We start from the raw sequence: 25151 nt of genomic DNA on the forward strand, positions 1-25151 counted from the left end.
TCAGCTACAGGACTTCATCATGGCTACCTACGATCTCGTCGTCATCGGCACCGGTCCGGGCGGATATGTCTGCGCGGTGCGCGCGGCGCAACTCGGCATGAAGGTCGCCGTGGTCGAGAAGAACGCAACGCTCGGCGGCACCTGCCTCAACGTCGGCTGCATGCCGTCGAAGGCGCTGCTGCATGCTTCCGAAATGTTCGAGGAGGCCGCGCATTCCTTTGCCAAGATGGGCGTCAGCGTTTCCGCGCCAAAACTCGATCTGCCCTCGATGATGAATTTCAAGCAGCAGGGCATCGACGGCAATGTCAAGGGCGTCGAGTTCCTGATGAAGAAGAACAAGATCGACGTTCTCTATGGCGCCGGCAAGATTCTCGGCGCCGGCAAGGTTGAGATCAGCGGCAACGGCAAGTCACAGACGGTGGACACCAAAAATATCGTCATTGCCACCGGCTCCGATATTGCGCGACTGAAGGGCATCGAGATCGACGAGAAGCGCATCGTGTCGTCGACTGGAGCGCTGTCGCTCGAGAGGGTGCCGGAGAAGCTTCTGGTCATCGGCGCGGGCGTGATCGGACTCGAGCTCGGCTCGGTCTGGAAACGGCTTGGCGCCGAGGTCATGGTCGTGGAATTCCTCGATCGCATCCTGCCCGGCATGGACGGGGAAGTCGCAAAGCAATTCCAGCGCATACTCGAAAAGCAGGGCTTTGCATTCAAGCTCGGCGCTAAAGTGACCGCCGTCGATGCTTCCGGCAAGACGTTGAAGGCGACGGTGGAGCCAGCGGCCGGTGGCACGGCGGCGACGATCGAGACTGACGTGGTGCTGGTCTGCATCGGCCGCGTGCCTTACACCGACGGGCTCGGGTGCAAGGAAGCCGGCATCGCGCTCGACAACCGCGGCCGCGTGCAGATCGATGCGCATTTTTCGACTAGCGTGAAGGGCGTCTATGCGATCGGCGACGTGGTAGCCGGACCGATGCTCGCACACAAGGCCGAGGACGAAGGCGTCGCCTGCGCCGAAATCATCGCCGGGCAAGCGGGCCACGTGAACTACGATGTTATCCCAGGCGTCGTGTATACCACGCCGGAAGTGTCGTCGGTCGGCAAGACCGAGGAAGAGCTGAAGCAGGCCGGCGTCGCCTACACCTCAGGCAAATTCCCGTTCACCGCCAACGGTCGCTCCAAGGTCAACCAGACCACTGACGGTTTTGTGAAGATTCTGGCAGATGCAAAAACCGATCGCGTGCTTGGCGTACACATTGTCGGCCGCGAAGCCGGCGAAATGATCCATGAAGCCGCCGTCCTGATGGAATTCGGCGGCTCCGCCGAGGATTTGGCACGCACATGCCATGCCCACCCGACGCGTTCGGAAGCCATCAAGGAAGCCGCGCTTGCGGTCGGCAAGCGCGCCATCCATATGTGATCGACACCCGGTACATACCGGGTAGAGCATGATTGAAGAAAGCGGCTATCCGTTCTCGAAAGGGCCATGCTTTGAACAAGGAGATGGAGCGGGGCGATCAATTAATGGACGTCATTCCGCTCTAGAGATCACGATCGATGATGCGCCGCCTGTTACAGCCGTTTTGGGTCTTGCTTGCGGTCATCTTTCTGATCGAAGCTTGGCTGTGGGATCATCTCGAGCCGATCGTCGAGCGCATCGTTGCGCTGATCCCGCTCCGCGCCTTCAAGCAATGGCTGTCCGATCGTGTCGATGCGCTGTCGCCGGCGATGACGCTGATCGTGTTTGCGGTGCCTGTCATCCCGCTGTTTCCGCTCAAGCTGGTCGGCCTGTGGCTGCTGGCGAACGAACATTGGGTGAGCGCTGCCACCGTCATCGTGCTCGGCAAATTTGTCGGCGTCGGCGTCACCGCGTTCATCTTCGATGTGACGCGCGCAAAGCTGCTGCAGATGGCGTGGTTCAAAAAGACCTATGAGTTCATCATGGCGATGCGCGCCAAGGCGGCCGTCCTGGTCTATCCAATCAAGCAGCGCATCCGGGAAATCCTGCGCGGAGACGGCGACAGCTGGTCATCCCGCACGCTGCGGCTGATCGCGCGCTTCCGCAAGAGCGTGCACGAAGCGCGGTAGGGCTCCTCGCTGTCATCGCTCGCCAATGGGTCGCGCGAACGCGCGCCCGATGACAGGCTCCGGCGGGCGATCCAGTATCCGAGAGATATCAGCGCTTGAGCCGAGAAGCCGCGGCGTACTGGATGCCCCGCCCTCGCGGGGCACGACAGCGAAAGCAGTCGGACGAGCCGTGCCGTTCAATGCAGATGCAGCAGATGCGGCGCGTAGAGGCCGAGCGCGGTGATGCCGATGCCCGCGACTGCCAATATGCCGGATACCCAGGCCAGAACGATCATGCCGGTGATGATGGTGGCGGACGCCAGCACGATGCCGATCTGGAAGGCGGCCGAGGCGATTTCGTAGTGGTGATATTTTGCAGTGGCCTCGTCGCGCTCGTGCTCGGCGTGCTTGGCGCGTTTTGCCAGCTCTTCCGAACCTTCGCCGGTCTCCGGCTCCGAGCGATAACGCTGCGCAGTCTTGTTCCAGTCGTCGATCTGCTTCTGCAGCGCCGCCTTGGCGACGTCATCGCTGACGGTCCCAAGGCTGAGCTTGGCGTGTTCGGCGGTGGCCTGCACCACAGTGCGGCGGATGCTCTTGGCTTGGAAGAATGCCCAGAGGTTCGAAGCCTCGACATTCTTGCTGATGGCTTCGGTCTGCGCGCCCTTGCCCAGCGTTTCCGACAGCGCCAGAAACAGGGCGATCACGGCGATCAGCAATGCGATCTTCTTGTTCGAGCCCGAAGCGTGCTCAGCATGCTCCGCATGCTCCATGCTTTCATGTGCGCCGCCCATGATTCCCCTCCTGGTAATGAATGGCGCACGATTGCCGAACCGCAATGCGAGCGCAAGAGGCTAGCTAAGGAAGCCATCGGTGTGACGGGAGTATGTCAGCAGGAAGCGCAGGCGTCAGCCGCGCGGATGCGCGCTGCGGTAGACTTCCAGCAGCCGCTCGCCGTCGATGCCGGTATAGATCTGGGTGGTGGACAGTGAGGCGTGACCGAGCAGTTCCTGGATCGCGCGCAGATCGCCACCGCGGCTGAGCAAATGAGTGGCGAAAGAATGCCGCAGCGCGTGCGGGGTGGCGCTGTCGGGCAGGCCGAGCGCGCCGCGCAGCCGCTCCATGGTGAGCTGGATGATCCGCGGCGAAAGCGGTCCGCCGCGCGCGCCGACGAAGATCGGGCCGGCCGGCGGCAATGAATGCGGGCACATCGCAACGTAATCGGAGATCAGCGCCAGCACGTTCTGCAGCACTGGCACCATGCGGGTCTTGTTGCCTTTGCCGGTGACGATGATGACGTCGGCTTCGCCCGGTTTGGGTACGTCCTGGCGTTTCAGTCCCAGCGCTTCGGAGATGCGCAGGCCCGATCCATAGAGCAGCGCCATTACCGCGGCGTCGCGCGCGAGAATCCAGGGATCGCGTTCCTCGCCGGCGCGCTCGTCGGCATCGGCAAAGCGCTTGGCGGCGGCCATCTGGATCGGCTTCGGCAGGCTTTTTGCAATTTTGGGCGCGCGGATGGCCGAGAGGGCGCCGACCTTGCCTTTGCCTTCCCGCTCGAGATAGCGCCCGAACGATCGCAAGCCCGCCAGCGCGCGCATCAGTGAGCGTCCGCCGATATCGTCGGCCCGACGCATCGCCATAAAAGCCCTGACGTCGGCGGCTTCCAGCGCCGCAAACTTCTTCAACGTGACCTGACTTCCCCAATGCTCGGCGAGGAAAGTGAGGCATTGGCGGAGGTCGCGGGCATAGGCTTCGAGCGTTTTCGGCGACAGCCGCCGCTCGGCGCGCAGATGCGTCAGCCAGCGCGTCATCTCCTGCGCCAGGCCGTCGTCGGCGCAATCGAGCTCGATCGCTTGCGGTGCCGGAACTTCCCTGGCCATAACCTTGCCTTGGAGACGTTGATTCAGCGCATTATATCGCACCTTTTCGTTTACCGTTCGCTAACCGGCCGGGGTGGCGCTAGCCTCGCTCCGGATACCCTGAGCCTGATTCCCCCTGATGGACCATGCCACCCGCCAAAGCAGCTCATCGGCCTCGTCGACCCGCGTCGTCGACGTGCTGGTGCCGGTCGCGCTCAATCAAAATTATTCCTACCGCGTGCCGCGCGGCATGGAGCTGAAGGCGGGCGATGTCGTCTGCGTGCCGCTCGGGCCGCGTGAGGTGGTGGCGGTGGTGTGGGCGGAAAATGCCAATCCCGACCCGCGTCTGCACAACCGCCTGAAGGACGTCGGCGAAAAGCTCGACGTGCCGCCGCTCAAGGAGGAATTGCGCAGTCTCGTCGATTGGGTCGCCAACTACACGCTGTCAGCGCGCGGTATGGTGCTGCGCATGGCCTTGCGGATGAGCGAAAATCTCGGGCCCGAGCGGATGCGCCTTGGCGTGCGGTTGGTAGGCCAAGCGCCGCAGCGCTTGACGCCGGCGCGGCGGCGGCTGATCGAGGTGCTGTCGGATGGTCTGCTGCACGGCAAGTCGGATGCGGCGCGAGAAGCCGGCGTGAGCGCCGGGGTGGTCGACGGCCTTGTCGACGAGGGCACGCTTGCGATCGAGGCAATGCCGCCGCCGCTGGCGCCGCCCGCGCCCGATCCGTTCTTTGCGCAGCCGGAATTTTCCCACCAGCAGCGCGCGGCGGTGGACATGATGCGCGCGCTCGCCGCCAACGGCACGTTCCACGTCGCGCTGCTCGACGGCGTCACCGGATCGGGCAAGACGGAAGTCTATTTCGAGGCGATTGCGGAAGTCGTCCGGCGCGGCAAGCAGACGCTGATCCTGATGCCGGAGATCGCGCTCACAGGACAATTCCTCGACCGCTTTGCGCAACGTTTTGGCGTGCGCCCGTTGGAATGGCACTCCGAACTGACCCCGCGCACTCGGCAGCGCAACTGGGCGGCGATATCGGCCGGTGAAGCGCCCGTCGTGGTCGGCGCGCGCTCGGCGCTGTTTCTGCCCTATGCGGATCTGGGTCTCATCATCGTCGATGAGGAGCACGATCAGGCTTACAAGCAGGATGACGGCGCCCATTATCATGCCCGAGACATGGCGGTGGTGCGCGCGCATATCGCCAAAATCCCGATCGTGCTGGCGTCCGCGACGCCGTCGGTCGAGAGCGAGGTTAATGCGCGGAAGGGGCGCTATCAGCGTGTCGCGCTGCCATCGCGATTCAGCGGCCAGCACATGCCGCATATCGAGGCGATCGATCTACGCCGCGCGCCGCCGCCGCGCGGCCGCTTCATCTCGCCGCCGCTTGCCGAACAGATTCAATTCGCGATCGAGAAGCGCGAACAGGCACTGCTGTTTCTCAATCGCCGCGGCTACGCGCCGCTGACGCTATGCCGCGCCTGCGGCCATCGCTTTGCCTGCACCATCTGCGACGCCTGGCTGGTCGATCATCGCTTTCGCCAGCGGCTGGTCTGCCATCATTGCGGATTCTCGATGCCGCGCCCGAATATCTGCCCGCATTGCCAGGCCGAGGAGTCGCTGGTCGCGGTCGGTCCCGGCGTCGAACGGCTGCAGGAGGAGGCGGCTGCACTGTTTCCAGAAGCGCGCACCATGGTGCTGTCGAGCGATCTGATCACCTCGATCGAAACCATGCGCAGTGAGTTGAACGAGATCGCCAAAGGCCGCGTCGACATCATCATCGGTACGCAACTGGTCGCGAAGGGCCACAATTTCCCGCGGCTCAATCTGGTCGGGGTGGTCGATGCGGATTTGGGCCTCGGCAATGGCGATCCGCGCGCCGCCGAGCGGACGTTTCAACTGCTCAACCAGGTGATCGGGCGTGCGGGGCGCGAACAGGGACGCGGCGTCGGCTATTTGCAGACCCATCAGCCCGAACATCCCGTGATGAAGGCATTGGTTGCCAACGACCGTGAGGCGTTTTACGCCAGCGAAATCGACTCCCGCGAGCGCACCGGCTATCCGCCGTTCGGCCGGCTCGCCAGCCTAATCATTTCCGCAGGCGACCGGCCGAGCGCGGAAGGTTTTGCGCGCCGCCTTGCCGCAGTGGCGCCAATCGACGAGCGCATCCAGGTGCTGGGCCCTGCCGAAGCGCCGCTGGCGGTGATCAAGGGCCGCTACCGGTTCCGGATCCTGGTGAAGTCGCTGCGCAATGTCGACCTCTCGGAATATTTGCGCGAATGGCTCGCCGCCGGTCCGAAGACCAAGGGCAATCTCAAGCTCGAAGTCGACGTCGATCCGCAGAGCTTTTTGTAGCATCCTTTCGTCATTCCGGGGCGATGCGGAGCATCGAACTATGGTGCGCAATTGCGCACCTGAGAATCTCGAGATTCCGGGTCTGGTCCTTCGGACCATCCCGGAATGACGAAAGTGGGAAACAACAAAGAAACAACAATAAAGCCCGCCGTCATTTGCGACGGCAGGCCTTTGTTGCCGCGGAAAGTTCCGCGACGGTACGCAACGCAACGCTTACGCGATCTGATGGACCGGAAAACGGCGCGCGAGCGCGCGCTTTAAGAGATGACCTCGGCAGTGACGTGGCCGACGCCGGCGCCGGTCAGGCCGATGGCACGGGCCGCACCCGTGGACAGGTCGAGCACGCGTCCCCTGATGAAGGGGCCACGATCGTTAATCGTGACAATCACGCTCTGGCCGCGATGGGTGACGCGGAGCTTGGTGCCGAACGGCAGCGAGCGGTGGGCCGCGGTCATGGCGTTCTGGTTGAAGCGCTGACCGGATGCGGTCCTGCTGCCGGATTCATTGCCGTAATAGGAGGCCTTTCCCGAGAAGCCGTGCCCGGTGCTCTGTGAGCCGATCGAGGCGTTGGCGTCCAGCCAGCTACCTCCGGTAGCCTGGGCCTTGCTGGCGTGATGGTGATGGCGATGGTGCCTGGATTTTGCAGAAGCTTCGGTGACGGTGCCACCGACCAGGAGAGTTGCGGCGATCAAGGCGAGCGCCGTGCGCGACCGGGTTAGATTTCCCGGCATCACATTCTTGGTATTCAACATTAATTAGTCCCTCAGACAGTATTGCCACATACGTGACAAATGGAACCCCCGTCCCAACTTCAGTGAGGGCCGTTTGATAATGCAATGAGGCATGAATTTGGCAGTAAATTGGGAATGTCTCGGGCTGACATATCTTGTTACCGAGCTCAGATAATCGAATGATATTCCGTAATCTTGTGCGTTAATGGATTTTTAACCAATGCAATACTACACATTACTTACAAATACAGTCATTCCGCAAATGGAAGAGATTTAGGCAAGTAATGGCCAAATGGAGAAGGTCGACCGAATTGTTCCTCGATGGCGGCTCATAGCCGCCATGCAAATGCAGCCAGAACGGATGTGCGCGCTGGAGCGCCGCAGATAATCGAGTGGAGGGCGGGAGCCCAATTTCGGTCGCGCTGATCGCTGTCCAAACAGTGTTCGGCGGGGGCTGAAAATCGATGTGCGACAAGGCATCGCCCGAACGCGCCGTCATGTTGCACCTGCGCGCTCGCTATGTTAGCAAAGCCGCGATTTTAACGATCTCGGCACCTCTCGTGCCGGTCGAAAATCGAAGTCCCGCTTGAATTCCAAGGGCTTGGATCGCTAGGCGCCGCTACTTGTGGCGACGGTTTTTCCCTTGCGAGTTTGACAGCAAAAAAGAGCGACTCTGTGGCTGCTGAAGATCCGTCCGTTTCGGGAGTGTCCGGCCGTTATGCTACGGCCTTGTTCGAGTTGGCGCGCGACGAGAAATCCGTCGACGCGGTAAAGGCCGATCTCGATAAATTCGAGGCGATGCTGAACGAAAGCGCCGATCTCAAGCGCCTCGTCCGCAGCCCGGTTTTCTCGGCAGATGCGCAGGCAAAGGCGCTTAATGCCGTGCTCGACAAGGCCGAAATTACCGGCACCTCCGCCAAATTCCTTAAAGTCCTGACCGCCAACCGCCGGCTGTTCGCCGTCGCCGATGTGATCCGCGCCTTCCGCGCGCTGGTGGCGAAGTTCAAGGGCGAGGCGACCGCCGACGTCACGGTTGCCGAACAGCTCAATGACAAGAATCTCGACGCGCTGAAGACCGCACTGAAATCGGTGACGGGCAAGGACGTCGCGCTCAACGTGAAAGTCGATCCCTCCATCATTGGCGGCCTTGTGGTCAAGCTCGGTAGTCGCATGGTGGATAGTTCGCTTCGCACCAAACTCAATTCGATCAAGCACGCGATGAAAGAGGCAGGCTGATGGACATCCGCGCCGCGGAAATTTCCGCGATCCTCAAGGACCAGATCAAGAATTTCGGCCAGGAGGCTGAGGTTACCGAAGTCGGGCAGGTGCTGTCCGTCGGTGACGGTATCGCCCGCGTCTACGGTCTGGACAACGTCCAGGCCGGTGAAATGGTCGAGTTCGAGAACGGCACCCGCGGCATGGCGCTCAACCTCGAAACCGACAACGTCGGTATCGTGATCTTCGGCGCCGACCGCGAGATCAAGGAAGGCCAGACCGTCAAGCGTACCCGCGCCATCGTGGATACGCCCGTTGGCAAGGGCCTGCTCGGCCGCGTGGTTGACGCGCTCGGCAATCCGATCGACGGCAAAGGCCCGATCCAGGCGACCGAACGCAAGCGCGTCGACGTCAAGGCGCCCGGCATCATTCCGCGCAAGTCGGTGAACGAGCCGATGGCGACCGGCCTCAAGGCGATCGATGCGCTGATCCCGGTCGGCCGCGGCCAGCGCGAGCTGATCATTGGCGACCGCCAGACCGGCAAGACTGCGATCGCGCTCGACACCATTCTGAACCAGAAGCCGCTCAACGCGCAGCCGGACGAGAACATTAAGCTGTATTGCGTCTATGTCGCGATCGGCCAGAAGCGTTCGACCGTCGCTCAGTTCGTCAAGGTGCTGGAAGAGCAGGGCGCGCTGGAATATTCGATCGTCGTCGCCGCCACCGCGTCCGATCCGGCGCCGATGCAGTACATCGCGCCGTTCACCGCCTGCACCATGGGCGAATATTTCCGCGACAACGGCATGCACGCCGTCATCATCTATGACGACTTGTCCAAGCAGGCCGTCGCCTACCGTCAGATGTCGCTGTTGCTGCGCCGCCCACCGGGCCGCGAAGCCTATCCCGGCGACGTGTTCTACCTGCACTCCCGCCTGCTCGAGCGCGCCGCCAAGCTCAGCAAGGACCATGGCTCGGGCTCGCTGACCGCGCTGCCGGTCATCGAAACCCAGGCCAACGACGTGTCGGCCTATATTCCGACCAACGTGATTTCGATCACCGACGGCCAGATCTTTTTGGAAACCGACCTGTTCTTCCAGGGCATCCGTCCCGCGGTGAACGTCGGTCTGTCGGTGTCGCGCGTCGGATCGTCGGCGCAGACCAAGGCGATGAAGAAGGTCGCCGGCAAGATCAAGGGCGAGCTGGCGCAGTACCGCGAAATGGCGGCGTTCGCGCAGTTCGGCTCCGACCTCGACGCCTCGACGCAGCGCCTCTTGAACCGCGGCTCGCGTTTGACCGAACTCCTGAAGCAGCCGCAGTTCTCGCCGCTGAAAATGGAAGAGCAGGTCTGCGTGATCTGGGCCGGCACCAACGGCTATCTCGACCCGCTTCCGCTCAACAAGGTGCGCGCCTTCGAGGACGGCCTGCTGTCGCTTCTGCGCGGCAAGAACGCCGACATTCTCAACGGCATTCGTGACAGCCGCGATCTCTCCGATGATCTCGCTGCCAAGCTGAAGACCGCGGTCGAAGGCTACGCCAAGACGTTTTCTTGATGATTTGCCGTTGCGGCCCGGCGGATAGCCGGGCCCGACGAAAGAGTGGCTTGCGGTCGGGTGTCAGACACCGGATCGCCGGGGTGAACTGAGAATGGCTTCACTTAAAGACATGCGGGTCCGCATCGCCTCGACCAAGGCGACGCAGAAGATCACCAAGGCAATGCAGATGGTCGCGGCTTCCAAGCTGCGGCGCGCGCAGACCGCGGCTGAAGCGGCGCGGCCCTATGCCGAGAAGATGGACGCCGTGATTTCCAATATCGCCACCGCTGCGGCGGGTTCGCCCGGCGCGCCGGCGCTGTTGGCCGGCACTGGCAGGGATCAGGTTCACCTGCTGCTCGTCTGCACGGGCGAACGAGGCCTGTGCGGCGCGTTCAATTCGGCGATCGTGCGTCTGGCCCGTGAGCGTGCGCTGTCCCTGCTCAATCAGGGCAAGGAGATCAAGATCTTCTGTGTCGGCCGCAAGGGCTACGAGCAACTGCGCCGTACCTTCGAGAAGCATATCATCGGACACACCGAACTGCGCTCGGTTCGCCAGCTCGGCTTCGTCAATGCCGAAGACATCGCCAAAACGATTCTCGCGCGCTTCGAGGCCGGCGAATTCGACGTCTGCACGCTGTTTTATTCGCGCTTCAAATCCGTCATCGCGCAGATTCCGACCGCCCAGCAGGTCATCCCGCTGGTGGTGGAGGCGCCTGCTGCCAACGCCGGTCCGTCGACTTCCTACGAATATGAGCCGGAAGAAGATGAGATCCTGACGCGCTTGTTGCCGCGCAATCTCGCGGTGCAGATCTTCCGCGCGCTCCTGGAAAACAACGCCTCGTTCTACGGCTCGCAGATGAGCGCGATGGACAACGCCACCCGCAACGCCGGTGAAATGATCCGCAAGCAGACCTTGACCTACAACCGAACCCGACAGGCCATGATCACCAAGGAGCTGATTGAAATCATCTCCGGCGCCGAAGCGATCTAACGGCGCGATCACACTGACGGGTTGAGAGCGAATTCGAAGGAGAGAATTTATGGCCGCAGCAGCAAACCAGACCGGACGCGTCACCCAGGTCATCGGCGCCGTCGTCGACGTGCAATTCGAAGGGCATCTGCCGGCGATTCTGAACTCGCTGGAAACCAAGAACGGCGGTAACCGCCTGGTGCTCGAGGTCGCCCAGCATCTCGGCGAATCCACGGTCCGCACCATCGCGATGGACACTACTGAAGGTCTGGTCCGCGGCCAGGAAGTGTCCGACACCGGCGCGCCGATCCGCGTTCCCGTCGGGGCCGGCACGCTCGGCCGCATCATCAACGTCATCGGCGAGCCGATCGACGAAGCCGGTCCGGTGCAGGCTGAAGATATGCGCGCGATCCACCAGGAAGCGCCGACCTACACCGACCAGTCCACCGAAGCTGAAATTCTCGTCACCGGCATCAAGGTCGTCGACCTGCTGGCGCCTTACGCCAAGGGCGGAAAAATCGGCCTGTTCGGCGGCGCCGGCGTCGGCAAGACCGTGCTGATTCAGGAACTGATCAACAACGTCGCCAAGGCCCACGGTGGCTACTCGGTGTTCGCCGGCGTCGGCGAGCGTACCCGCGAAGGCAACGACCTCTATCACGAGTTCATTGAGTCCAAGGTCAACGCCGATCCGCACAATCCCGATCCGAGCGTGAAGTCGAAATGCGCGCTGGTGTTCGGCCAGATGAACGAACCCCCGGGCGCCCGCGCCCGCGTCGGCCTCACCGGCCTGACCGTCGCCGAGCACTTCCGCGACCAGGGCCAGGACGTGCTGTTCTTCGTCGACAACATCTTCCGCTTCACGCAAGCCGGCTCCGAAGTGTCGGCGCTGCTCGGCCGTATTCCGAGCGCCGTGGGTTATCAGCCGACGCTCGCCACCGACATGGGCGCGCTGCAGGAGCGCATCACCACCACCCACAAGGGCTCGATCACTTCGGTGCAGGCGATCTACGTGCCGGCTGACGACTTGACCGACCCGGCGCCGGCCACCTCATTCGCCCACTTGGACGCGACCACGGTGTTGAGCCGCGCGATCTCGGAGAAGGGCATCTATCCGGCGGTGGACCCGCTCGACTCGACCTCGCGCATGCTCTCCCCGCTCGTCGTCGGCGACGAGCACTATCAGACCGCGCGCATGGTCCAGCAGGTGCTGCAGCGCTACAAGTCGCTGCAGGACATCATCGCCATTCTCGGCATGGACGAACTGTCCGAAGAGGACAAGATCACGGTGGCGCGTGCCCGCAAGGTCGAGCGCTTCCTGTCGCAGCCGTTCCACGTCGCCGAAGTCTTCACCGGCTCGCCGGGCAAGTTCGTCGATCTCGCCGACACCATCAAGGGCTTCCGCGGTCTCTGCGAAGGCAAGTACGACCACCTGCCGGAAGCGGCCTTCTACATGGTCGGCACCATCGAAGAAGCCGTCGAGAAGGGCAAGAAGCTGGCTGCTGAAGCAGCCTAAGAGGCGAATGGTGAATAGGGAGTAGCGAATAGCGCTGCTCCCATTCTTCCCACTCGCTATTCGCTACTCGCTATTCGCAGGTTCTTCATGGCTACCTTTCATTTCGATCTCGTCTCCCCCGAAAAGCTCGCCTTCTCCGGCGAGGTCGATCAGGTTGACGTTCCCGGCGTGGAAGGCGATTTCGGCGTGCTCGCCGGCCACGCGCCGGTCGTGGCAGCGATCCGCCCGGGTATCCTGACCGTCGTGTCAGGCGGGGCGCATCAGAAGATCATCGTGCTCGGCGGCCTCGCAGAGATGTCGGAAAACGGACTGACCGTGTTGGCCGACGTCGCCACCTCGATGGCCGAGGTCGACCGCGCGCAGTTCGCCGAGACCATCGCCGAGATGGAAGCCAAGCTCGCCGAGAAGGAAGGCTCCGAACTCGATCACGCCATCGAGCGGCTGGACCACTTCAAGAGCATCCAGATCGAGCTCAACGCCACCGCTATGCACTAAGCCCCGGGGCACCCGCTCCGGGGCGTCGTAAAGACTTAAGTCGCGAAAGCGCTCGTAACCCGGTGACGGGCGTTTTCCGCTTTGGCGCACCTCGTAAACCATCGAGTCCGGTCGTCCTTGTGGATAATGTGGTTGTACCCGGAAACTTCCGGCGGCATGCCAGCGGTACTTCCCGGGGTTTGGTCGAGATCGCGGCGATTTTTACCGCAGCCCTGCTAACGCCGCTGAACCGAGCGATCGCCCTGATCATTATTCGCTTCGGAGGCCGGCCCCACCGCGACGGTAACGTTCTGAGGCGCACCGGAACGCTCGACGATCAATCGCACCTGTTCGCCGATCCGCGCGAGCCCGATCCGGTTTCTCAACTGCGCGGCAGAGTGAATTGGGCGGTCGTCCGCCTTCAGCACGATGTCGCCTTTGCGCAGCCCTGCCGCTTCGGCAGGCGAGCCGGGGCTGACCTCGGCAATCCGCGCCCCTTCGCTGCGTCCGCCATCGGTGGAAGGATTTAGCTCGCGAAGCGAGATGCCGATCCTGCCACGTTCGACGCGGCCTTTTTCCACGATCTGATCCATCACGCGCCGCGCCATATTGACGGGAATCGCAAAGCCGATGCCGACATTGCCGCCGGCCGGCGAGATGATCGCCGAATTGATGCCGATCAGTTCGCCCTTGAGATTGACCAGCGCGCCGCCCGAATTGCCGGGGTTGATCGCCGCATCGGTCTGGATGAAGTCCTCATAGCCCTGCTTGCCGAGTCCGGTCCGGCCGAGCGCGCTGACGAGGCCCGAAGTTACGGTCTGGCCGAGACCAAACGGATTGCCGATGGCGAGGACGAAATCGCCGACTTCGAGCGCGTCGCTGTCGCCGAACGCGATCGCCTTCAGCGCGGCCGGCGATTGAATCCGCAACACCGCAATATCGGTGCCGGGATCGCGCCCGACGACCTTAGCCAAGAATTGCCGGCCGTCCTTGGTCTTGATCTGAACGGTGGCGACCTGGTCGACAACATGGTTGTTGGTCAGGACATAGCCCTTCTGCGCATCGACAATAACGCCGGAGCCGGTGGCGTTGATTTCCTTTTCCAGTTGTTTCGGGACGTCGAAGAACTCCCGGAACAGCGGATCGCGATAGAGCGGATTGTCCTGACGAATCTTGCCGTGGACGGCGATGTTGACTACCGCCGGCGTGACCTCGCGAACCAGCGGCGCGAGGGTCGGCACCATGCCGCCGGTTCGCAGATTCGGAATCTGTCCGGATGCCGGACTTGCGAGGATCGTCGCGCCGACCAGGCCTGCCAGCACAATCGCGAAAAGTCGGTTCACGTGGGTTCTCGTCTTCGGATTACGAAAGGTGCGGATCAGGAGCCGTCTTGCGGCGGCGCGCCCTGCAGGGCAAGCCAAGGCGCCGCCCACAAAGCGGCTGCGTGGTTAACCCACGCAACGGCGAGAATGGCGGGTGTCAGCATGATGAAAGCCCCCGAAAGGCGGTTTTCCAACGCGACCGCCATCGCGTGCTGATTTCAGCGCGCTGCCCGGGATCTTGCTCGCCATCAAGCTGGCGCAGAGCGGCGAGGATGTCGGCGAGGCGGATGGTATGGCCCATGCCCGGAATCTCACGCAGGCTCGGGCAAGATTCGACCGCGAACATGTCGGACGCCCAGGACGACAGGATCACCCGCTTCTCCGCGTCGGAGAGCTGTTGGTCGTTCAACACTTCATCTGGGGAGCCATAATGCGCGGCGGGATGAAATAATGAAAATTCAGTGGTGCTCAGATCGGCCTTGCTCATTGACGGGGTCTCCTTACTCTCCCTTCCATCGAGACATTGGTGGTGGCGACGGCGCACGCGCCGCCGCCATTGTCGTCACTGGTTGTTGATCGGGATGCGCTTGACGGCCGAATGAGCCTGTTCGGATTTCGGCAGCGTGATGGTCAAAACGCCGTCGTGGAATGTGGCTTCGGCCTTATCTTCCACAACGCCATCGAGCGGGATTTGCCGCTCGAACGCACCGTAATAGCGCTCGGTGAAGTATTTTCCGCCGTTGTCGGTTCGTTCGGATTTTTTCTCGCCGCGCAGCGTCAGAACGCCATTGGCGATCTCGACCTGAACGTCTTTTTCCGTCAGCCCGGGCAGCTCAGCCGAGACCTTCAGCTCCTTGTCGGTTTCGTTGAGCTCGATGCTCGGCCATCCGAAGCGACCTTCCATCAACGGGCTGCCGAACCGGGCAGGCATAGCGAAGCCGCGGAAAACATCGTCGAACAGCCGGTTCATTTCCCGGTGCAGGGTGAAGAAGGGATCGAAACTGTCGCGCGTGGGCGAAAGCTCCTGATTTCTCGACCAGGGGATCAGATCACGAAAAGCCATGGAATCCTCCTTACAGAGATTGCTGATGTTGCTTGCATAGGCCCGCGCGCGGCCGGTCATCCGCGCGCCCAGCCCGTATTGCCGAAGGAGGCTTTAAGCCGCCTTCTGCTCGATCTGGTGGGAAGTGCCGGCGTTGCCTATCGGGATGCGGCGCGGCTTCATCGCGTCAGGCACTTCGCGAACCAGATCGACGATCAAGAGCCCGTCCTTGAACGAGGCCTGCTTGACCTGCACATAGTCGGCGAGATTGAACACCCTGCGGAACGGCCGGGCCGCGATGCCGTGGTAGAGGTATTCGCGTTGCTCGGCGTCGGGCTTCTTGCCCTCGATGATCAGAGTGTCGCGTTCTGCGGTTACGGCAATATCGTCCATGCCGAAACCGGCAACCGCGAGCGAAATCCGGTAGGCGTCTTCGCCGCAGCGTTCGACATTGTAGGGCGGGTAATTGTCGTCGGCCGGGTGCCGCAAGCTGCTGTCGAGCAGGTCGGCCAGATGATCGAAGCCGATCGTGGAACGCCACAGGGGCGAGAAGTCAAAGGTCCTCATAACCAAGTCCTCCTAAGAGCAAGATGGATACGAAGGAGCGTCGGACACCGTCCGGCGCCCACTCAACTCGCCGGACCCGCGCTGGCATCCGGCACCGCTGTCCGCGGCAAAAATCGAATTAGAAACGGGTCGAAAAGTTTCAAGACGGGCCGGCAAAATTTTTCGGCGCGCCGTCACGCCCGTGGTCGGATGCTTAATCGGGCGTGAAGCCCTCCGATCCCGGTCCCGCCGATGCCGAAGGCGCCGTTCGCGCCACTGGGTGAGGCCGTCCGCGCGCAGCCGTTTGCCCGATATTGCGGCCCGAACGCAGGGCCTGCATTGTGTCCGGTCTTTGGCCGATGGCGAGCAGCATGAACAAGGTCCGGTAGCCCTGATAGCGGGCGGCTGGACGGCTGCGTTCTCGGCCGCTCATGATCGGCCTGCCGCTCTCGTCCGTTACCCGCCACTCCCAGCTCCGGCGGCGCTTGGTTACGATCACATCCTTCATGTCAGGCAAACATTGGGTCATGCCGGTTATTCCCGGCCCTGGCAGGACCGGCCGACCAGCGACATGCCGCGGCAGACATGTCAGGCCGCCGACGAGATCGGCGGCTCCGATCTGTGAGGATGCTGTGCCGGGGCCTGGAAAGTGAGCGGAAATGTAGCGGCAGCAAGTCTTTCCAGAGCCGACTGTTCTTCGGCGAGCCGTTTTTCGATGTACTGGTGTTCAAGCTCTGTCAGCCTGGTTTTAAGAAGCCGGCGATAACGGTCGATATTTTTGCGATGCGTACGCAAACGGGCCAGTTTTTCGTCGATCATCTTCGTCATCCCTTGACGGTCGCTTTATCGTTCCTCTGCGCGGATAAGAGCGGAGAACCCGCCCTGCGCAAAAATATTCAGCAACGAACGACTGTCAAGCACCTCGACGCGCAACCATCGTCTGGCAGATGCAGTCTAGCGGGCGAATTCCGCGAACTGCTGCGCCACCATCCGGTACACGTCGCGCCGGAACGGCACCACAAGTTCCGCGACGCGGTCGAGCCGTTCCCAGCGCCAGGAATCGAATTCGGCCTGCTGGCCGTTGCGCTGCGTCAGCGGGTCGATATCTTCGTCGCGGCCGGTAAACCGCAACGCGAACCATTTCTGCCGCTGGCCGCGAAATTTAGCCAAGCGATGGTCGGCCGGCCCATCATATGGCGGAAATTCGTAATTCCTCCAATCGGTCTCGCCGAGGTATTCGGCGCCGACCGCCCCAGTCTCCTCCCAAAGTTCGCGCACGACGGCATCGCGCGGATTCTCGCCGGGATCGATGCCGCCCTGCGGCATCTGCCATTCGAGCCCGGGGAGAATGATTTCCGGTCCGTCGTCGCGGAAGCGGCGGCCGATCAGCACCTTGCCCGAGGTGTTGAACAGCGCGATTCCCACGTTGGGGCGATAGGGCTTATCGGACATCTCGGTCGCCGTCATTCCGGGGCGCGCGTTTGCGCGAACTGTGGTGCGCAATTGCGCACCTGAGAATCTCGAAATTCTCCGATGTGCAATTGCACATCGGAGTTCATGCTTCGCATGCCCCGGAATGACGAAGCGTTGCGTGGAAGATCAGCCACACTAACCGCCCGCAAGACTGGCGAATTCCTTGACGACGCGTTCGTAGACCGGCCGCTTGAACGGAACGATCAAGTTTGGGAGATTCTTCATCGGCTCCCAGCGCCACGTCACGAATTCGGCCTTGTGTCCTCCGCCGCCGGGGCTGGCGACGTTAATCTCATTGTCCTTGCCGGTGAAGCGCACTGCGTACCATTTCTGCCGTTGCCCGCGATAACGGCCCTTCCAGGCGCGGCCGGCTACCGTGCGTGGAATATCGTAGATCAGCCAATCCGGGACTTCGCCGAGCTTCTCCACCGAGCGAACGCTGGTTTCCTCGTAAAGCTCGCGCTTGGCGGCCTCCCAGGTGTCCTCGCCGGGATCGACCCCGCCCTGCGGCATTTGCCACACGTGGGCTTCATCGACATGTTCGATGCCGCCGGCGCGCCGGCCAATGAAGACCAACCCGGCTGCGTTGATCAGCATCATGCCGACGCAGGTCCGGTAGGGCAGCTCTTCGTAGCGCGCCATTTCCGTCAGGACTCCTATACCTGCAGCAAGTACGCCCGCAAACCGGCCGGTGCGGCGCAGTCGGAGGGAGTCCGGATTACTGCCATCAGGTTGATCTCTAGCCTGATTTTGATTTCAGCATCGCCGTTGTCAATGGCACAAGCATGATGCCGCGGGCCTCGAGCGTCTTGATCCAGGCGGCAATCCGCTCGATCGAGACCGGCAGCGCCGAGGCGACGCCCACGGCCAGTCCGCGTTCCTTGGCAAGCGTCTCCAGTTTCACCAGCGTGCGGTCGATTTCGGCCGAGGTCGGCACGGCATCGATGGTGAAATCGGCTTTGGCGAAGGGCATCGATTGGGCTGCCGTCAGCGACGGCGCGGCGCTGCGCGGCGAGGAGCCGTCATCGAGATAGCCGAGGCCGCGCTTGGCCGCCTCGCGGATAATCGGCTGCATCACAGTGTCGGCCGCCGTGAAACGAGCCCCCATGAAATTGGCGATCCCGGCATAGCCCTGGAACCGGCTGAGGTGCCAGTACAGCCGGTCGATGTTCTGCTCCGATGTCAGCGTCGTCAGCAGGGTCTGCGGGCCCGGGTCGTTGTCGGGATAGTCGAACGGCTCCATCGGAACCTGCAGCAGGATCTCGTGGCGCTGCGCGCGGGCGCGCTCGGCCAATTTGGCGGGGTCCGCTCCGTAAGGCGTAAACGCCAGCGTCACGGCCGGCGGCAGCTTCATGATGGCATCGGTCGTCTTGGCGGCGCCGACGCCGAGGCCGCCGATGACGATGGCGACCACCGGCATCTTTGCGGCCTTGATGCGGTCGGCGTCGGCCGCGTAGACCGTGAAGGGCTTTAGGCCGTCGGCAACCGCGGGGATCATGCCGTGGCGCGATTTTTCGAGCAGCCGCTGATCGATGCCGGCCGCCGCCGTTGCCGGTGCGGATTCTGAGTCGGCCTTTTCGGCGGCATCGCTGCCGATAATGACGTCCTGGCGCTTGCCACTGGAGCCGTCGATGATGGTGACGGTCTTGTTGTTGTCGCCCGCCGGAGCCTGCTGTAACGGGCTTTTTGCGGGCTGTTCGGTGGGGCCGGAAGCCGCGGGTTGCTTGTCGTCCCCGGCCGGCTTGCGCAATGCGACGCGGGCGACGGGCTCGCCCCCCAGCGGGTTTTCGATAAAGAGAGCGACGGTCAGGAAGGCTGTCAGGAACAGGCCAAGCAGCACGGCCAGCGCCTGCATCGCGGTGAACGGCAGCCGAAACCGGCGCTTCTGGCGCTCCGTATTCTGTCCAAGCGGCGTGCTCAGTTCGTCGGCCGTTTCCGTCATAGACCTCCCCGAATCAACCTTCCCGACGATACCACGAGGAGTCGGATTCGAGCGCTGCGCCACGCGCAAAAGCCGCCTGGCCCGCGTAGCGGACGGCCCGAAACAGCAACAAAAAGGCGGCCCGGAGGCCGCCTTTTCACCGAAATTTACGGAGCTATGATCAGTTCGCCGCCTTGTTGGCTGGCTTATCAACCGCCGCCTTGTCGCCGGTCGTTGGTGCGCTCGCCGTCGACTTGATGCCGTGCAGGAGGTCGGCCGCGGTCTTCAGCGCCTTGTCGTCCTTGGCGTCCGGTGGCACGTAGGATTGCGAGCCGGTCTTCTCGTCGCCATCGGTCTTCAGATGGCCGCGAAGCGAGGCCTCGCCCTTGGTGTCGGTGCGCGACTTCAATTCGTCCGGCACGTCCTGCAGCACCTCGATATCGGGCACGATGCCCTTGGCCTGGATCGACTTGCCCGACGGGGTGAAGTAGCGCGCGGTGGTGAGACGCAGCGCGCCGTTGCCGCTGCCGAGCGGGATGATGGTCTGCACCGAGCCTTTGCCGAACGAGCGGGTGCCGACCAGCGTCGCGCGCTTGTGGTCCTGCAGCGCGCCGGCGACGATTTCAGAGGCCGAAGCCGACCCGCCATTGATCAGCACGATGATCGGCTTGCCCTTGGTCAGGTCGCCCGAATGGGCCGCGCGGCGCTGGGTTTCCTCGGCATTGCGGCCGCGGGTCGAGACGATCTCACCGCGCTCCAGGAAGGTGTCGGAAACGGTCACCGCTTCCTCCAGCAAGCCGCCAGGGTTGTTGCGGAGGTCGATGATGTAGCCCTTCAGCTTGTCGCCGACCTGGCTCGAGAGATTGCCGATCTCGCGCTTCAGGCCTTCGGTGGTTTGCTCGTTGAAGGTGGTGACGCGGATATAGGCGATGTCGTCCTGTTCGACGCGGGCGCGCACCGAGCGGACGCGGATGTTGTCGCGCACCAGCGTGACTTCGATCGGGTTGTCTTGGCCCTTGCGGATAATCTTCAGCCGGATCTTGGTGTTGACCGGACCGCGCATCTTCTCGACCGCCTGGTTGAGGGTGAGACCCTGCACGGCTTCGTCGTCGAGATTGGTGATGATGTCGTTAGCCATGATGCCGGCCTTGGACGCCGGCGTATCGTCGATCGGCGAGACGACCTTGATCAGGCCATCTTCCATCGTGACCTCGATGCCGAGCCCGCCGAACTCACCGCGGGTCTGCACCTGCATGTCGCGAAAACTCTTGGCGTCCATATAGCTGGAATGCGGATCGAGGCCGGCCAGCATGCCCGAGATCGCCGATTCGACCAGCTTGGAGTCGTCAGGCTTCTCGACGTAGTCACTGCGCACGCGTTCGAACACATCGCCGAACAGATTGAGCTGGCGGTAGGTGTCCGAAGTCGCCGCACGCGCACTCGATCCCATCAGCACAGAACGCGGCTGCGTGACGAAAAGCGTCAAAGCCGCACCGGTGGCGGCGCTGAGAAGAATTACAGAAGTCTTGCGCATCATCCGCGAACCTTTTCGCCTTCACTTGCGGCCCACCATGGGCCCGAGTCGATTGGAGTGCCGTCCTTACGGAACTCTACATAGAGCACCGGCTGGCTCGCGGTCGTCGCGAGAATGGATGCGACCTGGGATGTCGATCCCATCGTCGCGACCGGCTCTCCCGTAAGTACAAACTGGCCGATGTTTACCGAAATGCGCTCCATCCCGGCGATCAGGACATGATACCCGCCCCCGGCATTGAGGATCAAGAGTTGTCCGTAGCTGCGGAAGGGTCCAGCGTAAACAACCCAGCCGTCACACGGTGTTGTGACCTGAGCCCCGGCCCGTGTCGCCAAAGAAATGCCTTTTTCCACGCCCCCCGCGCCGTCGGAACCGCCAAAATCGCGAATCTTGCGGCCATTGACCGGATAAGCGAACAGCCCCTTGGCGGAGGCAAAGGCGATCGCCGGGCTCAGCCGAGCGGGATCTTTCAATGCTCCCAGATTGGGCTTGCCGCCCGGGGCAGCCGGGGCGCCCTGTAGGCTGGCGGTCGCGGCCGCCTTGGCGGCGCTCTTCAGATCCTGCTCCATTTTCGCGATCAGGCCTTGCAGACTGTCGACCTGCCTGGACAGGTTGATGGCGCGCGCGCCTTCGGCCGCCATATCCTTTTCGATCGCGCTCTGCTTGCGCTGTCGTTCTTCCACCAGCGCAGCCAGCCTGACGGAATCGTCCTTCAGCCTGTCGCGGTCCCGCGCCAGCACGTCGCGCTCGGTGGCGATGGTCTTGCGCAAGTTGACCAACTCGCCGAGATCGGTGGCGAGTTTCTCCGCACGTCCGCGTAGTTCGGGGACGACCGATCCGAGCAGCATGGCGATGCGCAGCGATTGCAGCGCGTCCTCGGGCCTGACCAGCAGCGCCGGCGGCGTGCGCCTTCCGGCACGCTGCAAGGCGGCCAGCACCTCGACGATTTCCGCACGGCGTGAATCGAGCGACGCGCGGATCTGCTGCTCGCGGCTATCGAGCGGGCGTAGCCGCCCCTCGGTCTCCCCGATGCGTGTCTCGACGTTGCGAACCTGGGTGGCGATGTCGATCAGTTGCTGGTTGAGCTTCGAGCGGTCCTGTCCGATCGCCGCGATATCGGCCTTCAGCTTTTGTTGCAGCTCGGCCGCCTTGCGCTGCTCCTCGCGCGCGGCCTCCAGTTCCTGCTCGCGCTGCTTGATGGCATCGGGGGAAACGGCAGTGGCTTGCTGTGCGGGCGCCGCGGATTGCGCGACCGCGGGCGAAAGCGACGTCACGGCAAAGCTTGCGGACAGTAGGATCAGGGAAAGCGAGACGGCTGACATCATCGACGCGCCACGATCGGCGGTGCCGAGGTATGAATGAATGTCCCGCGTTGAATGCATCCCGTCTATTCAGCGTTCTCTGTATTCACGTCACCGTGCCTTACGCGCGATGATAGGGGTGGCCGGCCAGAATGGTCGCGGCCCGGTAAATCTGTTCAAGAAGCATGACGCGAACCATTTGATGCGGCCAGGTCGCCGAGCCGAACGCAATGCGCAATTTAGCCTTGCGCTGCAAATCGGGCGAAAGTCCGTCCGCGCCGCCAATGGCGAAAATTGTGTTGGCGATCCCCTCATCTCGCCATTGGCCGAGCTGCCGGGCGAAGGCCGCGCTATCAATGTTTTTGCCGTGCTCGTCCAGCGCCACCAGCACCGATTTGTCCGGTATCGCCGCCGTAATCGCCCCGGCCTCTTCCGATATCCGGGTCACGGTGTCGCGCGCGCGGCTTTCGGGAATTTCATGGATCGACAGCCCGCGAAAGCCGAGCTTGCGGCCGATGTCCTCGAAGCGCTCGCGGTAGCGCTCGGCCAGCTCCTGCTCCGGGCCCTGCTTCAGCCGGCCGATTGAAACCACGACGAGGCGCATGAATGCTGTTTCTGGCGTGCACTTTCCGGCACGCGCGCTTTCCCGCGCGCGCTCGCAAACTACATGCGCCTTAGCCGATTCGCATCGGCCGAGGGTTCAGATCGCTGCCGCCGCCGGATTTTGCGCCCACAATCTTTCGAGATTGTAGAATTCGCGCACCTCGGGTCTGAATACGTGCACGACCACATCGCCGGAATCGATCAGCACCCAGTCGCAATTGGGCAAGCCCTCGATATGGATGCTCTTGATGCCGGTTTCCTTCAGGGCTTTCGTGACGTTTTCCGCGATCGCGCCGACGTGCCGGTTGGCCCGGCCCGTTGTGACGATCATATAGTCGGAAAAGGCGGATTTGCCGCGAAGGTCGATGGTGACCGTTTCTTCCGCCTTCATATCGTCGAGGCGGGAGAGGATCATATTCAGCGTCTTGTCGGCGTCGGGTTGCGCCTTCAAGGCCGCAGCTTGTGTCGATGTTTTACCCGCGTTCTTGGCGGACTTGCCAGGAGTCTTGCTAGTCACCTTGGGTAAAACAGACTTGGACTTTGACAATACAGATGTGGCCAGGGACCATTTCCTTTCACTGTATCGCGAACGCCGAATCCCGACGTCCGCGGACCATATTAGGCATGTGGGGTTAATGGTTTCAATATTCCAGTGTCCCCACCCGCCGGTTCAGACCAAACTGTCACTTCTTTGCCTTCCAGCTCCCGTCGGAGTTCCGGAGTCCCGTCGACGACAGGTTCAGTTTCATACCGGTGAGGAAAACCCAGGCCGGCGCCTGCTGATCGGCTAGTCGGGCTGCCTGTTTCTCGGGCAACCTATACCGCGCCAGCGCCTGGGCGGCCGGCGCAGCGAGCGCCCGGAAACTCTGTGGTGGACGGTCGATCACGGCGAGCGGCACCTCGGCAGCGATGCGCCGCCAATCCTTCCAGCGATGGAACTGCGCGAGATTGTCGGCGCCCATAATCCAGACGAAGCGCACGCCGGAAACGCGGCGGCGCAGATGAATGATCGTATCGACAGTGTACTTGGTGCCGATGACAGCTTCGAGACAACTGATGTCGATGCGCGGATCGTCGGCGACTTCCCGCGCGGCGCGGGCGCGTTCGGAAAGGCCGTGCAACCGGCCGGTATCCTTCAGCGGATTACCCGGCGTCAGCAGCCACCACACGCGATCGAGCTTCAGGCGCTTCACCGCAAACAGGCTGATGGCGCGATGCGCCGCGTGCGGCGGATTGAACGAGCCGCCGAGCAGGCCGATGCGCATGCCCCTGGTATGGAAGGGAATGGTTTGCGCGGCGGATTGCAATTTCATCGGCCGGGTCACCGCGGGCGCGGGCTGGCGTTCACGGCCGCGTCTGCCCGGTGCCGCGAACGCGGTATTTGAAGCTGGTCAGTTGCTCGGCGCCGACAGGGCCGCGGGCGTGGAATTTGCCTGTGGCGATCCCGATCTCCGCGCCGAAGCCGAACTCGCCGCCGTCGGCGAACTGCGTGGAAGCGTTATGCAGCACGATCGCCGAATCGACCTCGCTGAGGAATTTCTCGGCCGCTTTGGCGTCTTCGGCCACGATCGCATCGGTGTGGCGTGAGCCGTGGTTCTGGATATGCCCGATTGCCGCATCGACGCCGTCGACGACACGCGCGGCGATGATCGCGTCGAGATACTCGGTATCCCAATCCTCCTCGGTCGCCGGCTTCACGCGCGCGTCGATCTTCTGCACGGCATCGTCGCCGCGTACCTCGCAGCCGGCATCGATCAGCATCTCGATCAGCGGCTTCAGACTGGTCACGGCGCCCGCGCGATCGACCAGCAGCGTCTCGGCGGCGCCGCAGACGCCGGTGCGGCGCATTTTGGCGTTCAGCACGATCGACTTCGCCATGTCGAGCTTGGCGGTGCGATCGACATAGACGTGGTTGACGCCTTCGAGATGCGCAAACACCGGCACGCGCGCTTCCGCTTCGACCCGCGCGACAAGGCTCTTGCCGCCGCGAGGGACGATGACGTCGATATCGCCGTTTAGCCCTGACAGCATCAGCCCGACAGCCGCGCGGTCGCGCGTCGGGACCAGGGTGATCGCAGCTTCCGGCAGGCCGGCCTCGCGCAGCCCCTGCACCAGCGATTCATGGATCGCGCGGCAGGAGCGAAAGCTGTCGGAGCCGCCGCGCAGGATCACGGCATTGCCGGACTTCAGGCACAACACGCCGGCGTCGGCCGCGACATTGGGCCGGCTCTCGAAGATCACTCCGATGACGCCGAGCGGCACGCGCACGCGCTCGATGGTCATGCCGTTCGGCCGCTGCCACGTCTCGGTGACGGCGCCGACCGGATCGGGAATGCCGCGCACCGTAGCTACGCCGTCCGCCATGGAATCGATCCGCACCGGCGTCAGCGTCAGCCGGTCGATGAAGGCGGAGGTCGCGCCCGTGGCGCGGACTTCGGCGACGTCCTCGGCATTGGCCGCAAGGATCTTTGCCGCGTTGGCTCGGATCGCCCGCTCGATCGCCTGCAGCGCCCGGTCTTTCTGCTCCGGCGGCGCCAGCGCCAGCACCCGCGCGGCTGCGCGCGCATGGGAAGCGAGATCGGTCATCAAAGCGGGCAGATCGGCGTTGCCGTCGATTGCCTTCAAGGGGGTAGTCATTGGGGTCTCGGGTCTTGGGTTAAGGTCATGTCCTAGCATGGAAATCCCGCAGTTGCGAGGTCCG

General features: G+C 62.9%; 26 protein-coding genes. 8 read left to right on the forward strand and 18 right to left on the reverse strand.

The window, feature by feature from the left end; genetic code table 11:
* Nucleotides 1-19: 19 nt before the first annotated feature.
* Both lpdA and HCN58_RS31425 read left to right on the forward strand, forming a co-directional pair.
* Entirely contained in the window at nt 20-1420 is a 1401-nt protein-coding gene (gene lpdA, locus HCN58_RS31420) for a dihydrolipoyl dehydrogenase (protein WP_171583230.1), read from the forward strand.
* Nucleotides 1421-1557: 137 nt separating this feature from the next.
* Nucleotides 1558-2088: a hypothetical protein gene (locus HCN58_RS31425; protein ID WP_171583231.1), complete on the forward strand. Its 531-nt coding sequence runs from the start codon at nt 1558-1560 to the stop codon at nt 2086-2088.
* Between the two features lie 176 nt (nt 2089-2264).
* Here HCN58_RS31425 and HCN58_RS31430 read toward each other — a convergent pair whose 3' ends face one another.
* Together HCN58_RS31430 and HCN58_RS31435 are read right to left on the reverse strand one after the other, a co-directional pair.
* Nucleotides 2265-2858: a DUF4337 domain-containing protein gene (locus HCN58_RS31430; protein WP_235984062.1), complete on the reverse strand. Its 594-nt coding sequence runs from the start codon at nt 2856-2858 to the stop codon at nt 2265-2267.
* A gap of 114 nt (nt 2859-2972) precedes the next feature.
* The gene (locus HCN58_RS31435) at nt 2973-3944 is read right to left on the reverse strand and encodes a tyrosine recombinase XerC (RefSeq protein ID WP_171583232.1); all 972 of its coding nucleotides are present in this window, start codon (nt 3942-3944) and stop codon (nt 2973-2975) included.
* Between the two features lie 118 nt (nt 3945-4062).
* On the opposite strand from HCN58_RS31435, the gene HCN58_RS31440 reads away from it, so the two are divergent.
* On the forward strand, nt 4063-6273 hold the full coding sequence (locus tag HCN58_RS31440) for a primosomal protein N' (protein ID WP_171583233.1): 2211 nt from the start codon (nt 4063-4065) through the stop codon (nt 6271-6273).
* Between the two features lie 257 nt (nt 6274-6530).
* On the opposite strand, the gene HCN58_RS31445 is transcribed toward HCN58_RS31440, so the two are convergent.
* On the reverse strand, nt 6531-7025 hold the full coding sequence (locus tag HCN58_RS31445) for a septal ring lytic transglycosylase RlpA family protein (protein WP_171583234.1): 495 nt from the start codon (nt 7023-7025) through the stop codon (nt 6531-6533).
* A gap of 654 nt (nt 7026-7679) precedes the next feature.
* Between HCN58_RS31445 and HCN58_RS31450 the strand changes: the two genes are divergently transcribed.
* From HCN58_RS31450 to HCN58_RS31470, 5 genes are all read left to right on the forward strand, one after another.
* Entirely contained in the window at nt 7680-8240 is a 561-nt protein-coding gene (locus HCN58_RS31450; protein WP_171583235.1) for a F0F1 ATP synthase subunit delta, read from the forward strand.
* The gene (gene atpA, locus HCN58_RS31455) at nt 8240-9769 is read left to right on the forward strand and encodes a F0F1 ATP synthase subunit alpha (protein WP_171583236.1); all 1530 of its coding nucleotides are present in this window, start codon (nt 8240-8242) and stop codon (nt 9767-9769) included. The genes HCN58_RS31450 and atpA overlap by 1 nt, the downstream gene beginning before the upstream one ends.
* Before the next feature lie 94 nt (nt 9770-9863).
* On the forward strand, nt 9864-10742 hold the full coding sequence (locus HCN58_RS31460) for a F0F1 ATP synthase subunit gamma (RefSeq protein ID WP_171583237.1): 879 nt from the start codon (nt 9864-9866) through the stop codon (nt 10740-10742).
* 49 nt (nt 10743-10791) lie between these two features.
* Nucleotides 10792-12234: a F0F1 ATP synthase subunit beta gene (gene atpD, locus HCN58_RS31465; RefSeq protein ID WP_171583238.1), complete on the forward strand. Its 1443-nt coding sequence runs from the start codon at nt 10792-10794 to the stop codon at nt 12232-12234.
* 87 nt (nt 12235-12321) lie between these two features.
* Nucleotides 12322-12729, forward strand: coding sequence for a F0F1 ATP synthase subunit epsilon (locus HCN58_RS31470; RefSeq protein WP_171583239.1), 408 nt, complete (start codon nt 12322-12324; stop codon nt 12727-12729).
* Between the two features lie 215 nt (nt 12730-12944).
* On the opposite strand, the gene HCN58_RS31475 is transcribed toward HCN58_RS31470, so the two are convergent.
* The 15 genes from HCN58_RS31475 to HCN58_RS31545 form a co-directional block, all read right to left on the reverse strand.
* Nucleotides 12945-14051 (reverse strand): Do family serine endopeptidase, encoded by a 1107-nt coding sequence (locus tag HCN58_RS31475; protein WP_311966921.1) that lies wholly within the window; start codon nt 14049-14051, stop codon nt 12945-12947.
* 136 nt (nt 14052-14187) lie between these two features.
* Nucleotides 14188-14517 (reverse strand): hypothetical protein, encoded by a 330-nt coding sequence (locus tag HCN58_RS31480; RefSeq protein ID WP_235984063.1) that lies wholly within the window; start codon nt 14515-14517, stop codon nt 14188-14190.
* 75 nt (nt 14518-14592) lie between these two features.
* Nucleotides 14593-15093 carry an Hsp20/alpha crystallin family protein gene (locus HCN58_RS31485; RefSeq protein WP_171583240.1) on the reverse strand — a complete coding sequence of 167 codons (501 nt, stop codon included), beginning with the start codon at nt 15091-15093 and terminating at the stop codon, nt 14593-14595.
* A 93-nt stretch (nt 15094-15186) separates the two neighbouring features.
* The gene (locus HCN58_RS31490) at nt 15187-15639 is read right to left on the reverse strand and encodes an Hsp20 family protein (RefSeq protein ID WP_171583241.1); all 453 of its coding nucleotides are present in this window, start codon (nt 15637-15639) and stop codon (nt 15187-15189) included.
* 193 nt (nt 15640-15832) lie between these two features.
* Nucleotides 15833-16147 carry a hypothetical protein gene (locus HCN58_RS31495; RefSeq protein WP_171583165.1) on the reverse strand — a complete coding sequence of 105 codons (315 nt, stop codon included), beginning with the start codon at nt 16145-16147 and terminating at the stop codon, nt 15833-15835.
* A gap of 59 nt (nt 16148-16206) precedes the next feature.
* Nucleotides 16207-16437 (reverse strand): hypothetical protein, encoded by a 231-nt coding sequence (locus HCN58_RS31500; protein WP_171583242.1) that lies wholly within the window; start codon nt 16435-16437, stop codon nt 16207-16209.
* A 135-nt stretch (nt 16438-16572) separates the two neighbouring features.
* Nucleotides 16573-17070 carry an RNA pyrophosphohydrolase gene (locus tag HCN58_RS31505; RefSeq protein WP_171583243.1) on the reverse strand — a complete coding sequence of 166 codons (498 nt, stop codon included), beginning with the start codon at nt 17068-17070 and terminating at the stop codon, nt 16573-16575.
* Between the two features lie 156 nt (nt 17071-17226).
* Complete coding sequence (locus HCN58_RS31510; RefSeq protein WP_171583244.1) at nt 17227-17733, reverse strand: RNA pyrophosphohydrolase; 507 nt, start codon at nt 17731-17733, stop codon at nt 17227-17229.
* A 97-nt stretch (nt 17734-17830) separates the two neighbouring features.
* Nucleotides 17831-19033 carry a divergent polysaccharide deacetylase family protein gene (locus HCN58_RS31515; RefSeq protein ID WP_171583245.1) on the reverse strand — a complete coding sequence of 401 codons (1203 nt, stop codon included), beginning with the start codon at nt 19031-19033 and terminating at the stop codon, nt 17831-17833.
* A 160-nt stretch (nt 19034-19193) separates the two neighbouring features.
* Nucleotides 19194-20549, reverse strand: coding sequence for a S41 family peptidase (locus tag HCN58_RS31520; protein ID WP_171583246.1), 1356 nt, complete (start codon nt 20547-20549; stop codon nt 19194-19196).
* A complete protein-coding gene (locus tag HCN58_RS31525; protein ID WP_376701242.1) occupies nt 20546-21871 on the reverse strand; it encodes a murein hydrolase activator EnvC family protein in 1326 nt (441 codons plus the stop codon). The genes HCN58_RS31520 and HCN58_RS31525 overlap by 4 nt, the downstream gene beginning before the upstream one ends.
* A gap of 97 nt (nt 21872-21968) precedes the next feature.
* Nucleotides 21969-22451 carry a 23S rRNA (pseudouridine(1915)-N(3))-methyltransferase RlmH gene (gene rlmH, locus HCN58_RS31530; protein ID WP_171583247.1) on the reverse strand — a complete coding sequence of 161 codons (483 nt, stop codon included), beginning with the start codon at nt 22449-22451 and terminating at the stop codon, nt 21969-21971.
* 96 nt (nt 22452-22547) lie between these two features.
* Nucleotides 22548-22901, reverse strand: coding sequence for a ribosome silencing factor (gene rsfS / locus HCN58_RS31535; protein WP_171583248.1), 354 nt, complete (start codon nt 22899-22901; stop codon nt 22548-22550).
* Nucleotides 22902-23133: 232 nt separating this feature from the next.
* On the reverse strand, nt 23134-23763 hold the full coding sequence (locus HCN58_RS31540; protein WP_171583249.1) for a nicotinate-nucleotide adenylyltransferase: 630 nt from the start codon (nt 23761-23763) through the stop codon (nt 23134-23136).
* Between the two features lie 31 nt (nt 23764-23794).
* Nucleotides 23795-25087 carry a glutamate-5-semialdehyde dehydrogenase gene (locus HCN58_RS31545; protein WP_171583250.1) on the reverse strand — a complete coding sequence of 431 codons (1293 nt, stop codon included), beginning with the start codon at nt 25085-25087 and terminating at the stop codon, nt 23795-23797.
* Nucleotides 25088-25151: the final 64 nt, after the last annotated feature.

It is taken from the genome of Bradyrhizobium australiense, from assembly GCF_013114825.1.
Lineage (GTDB): Bacteria > Pseudomonadota > Alphaproteobacteria > Rhizobiales > Xanthobacteraceae > Bradyrhizobium > Bradyrhizobium australiense.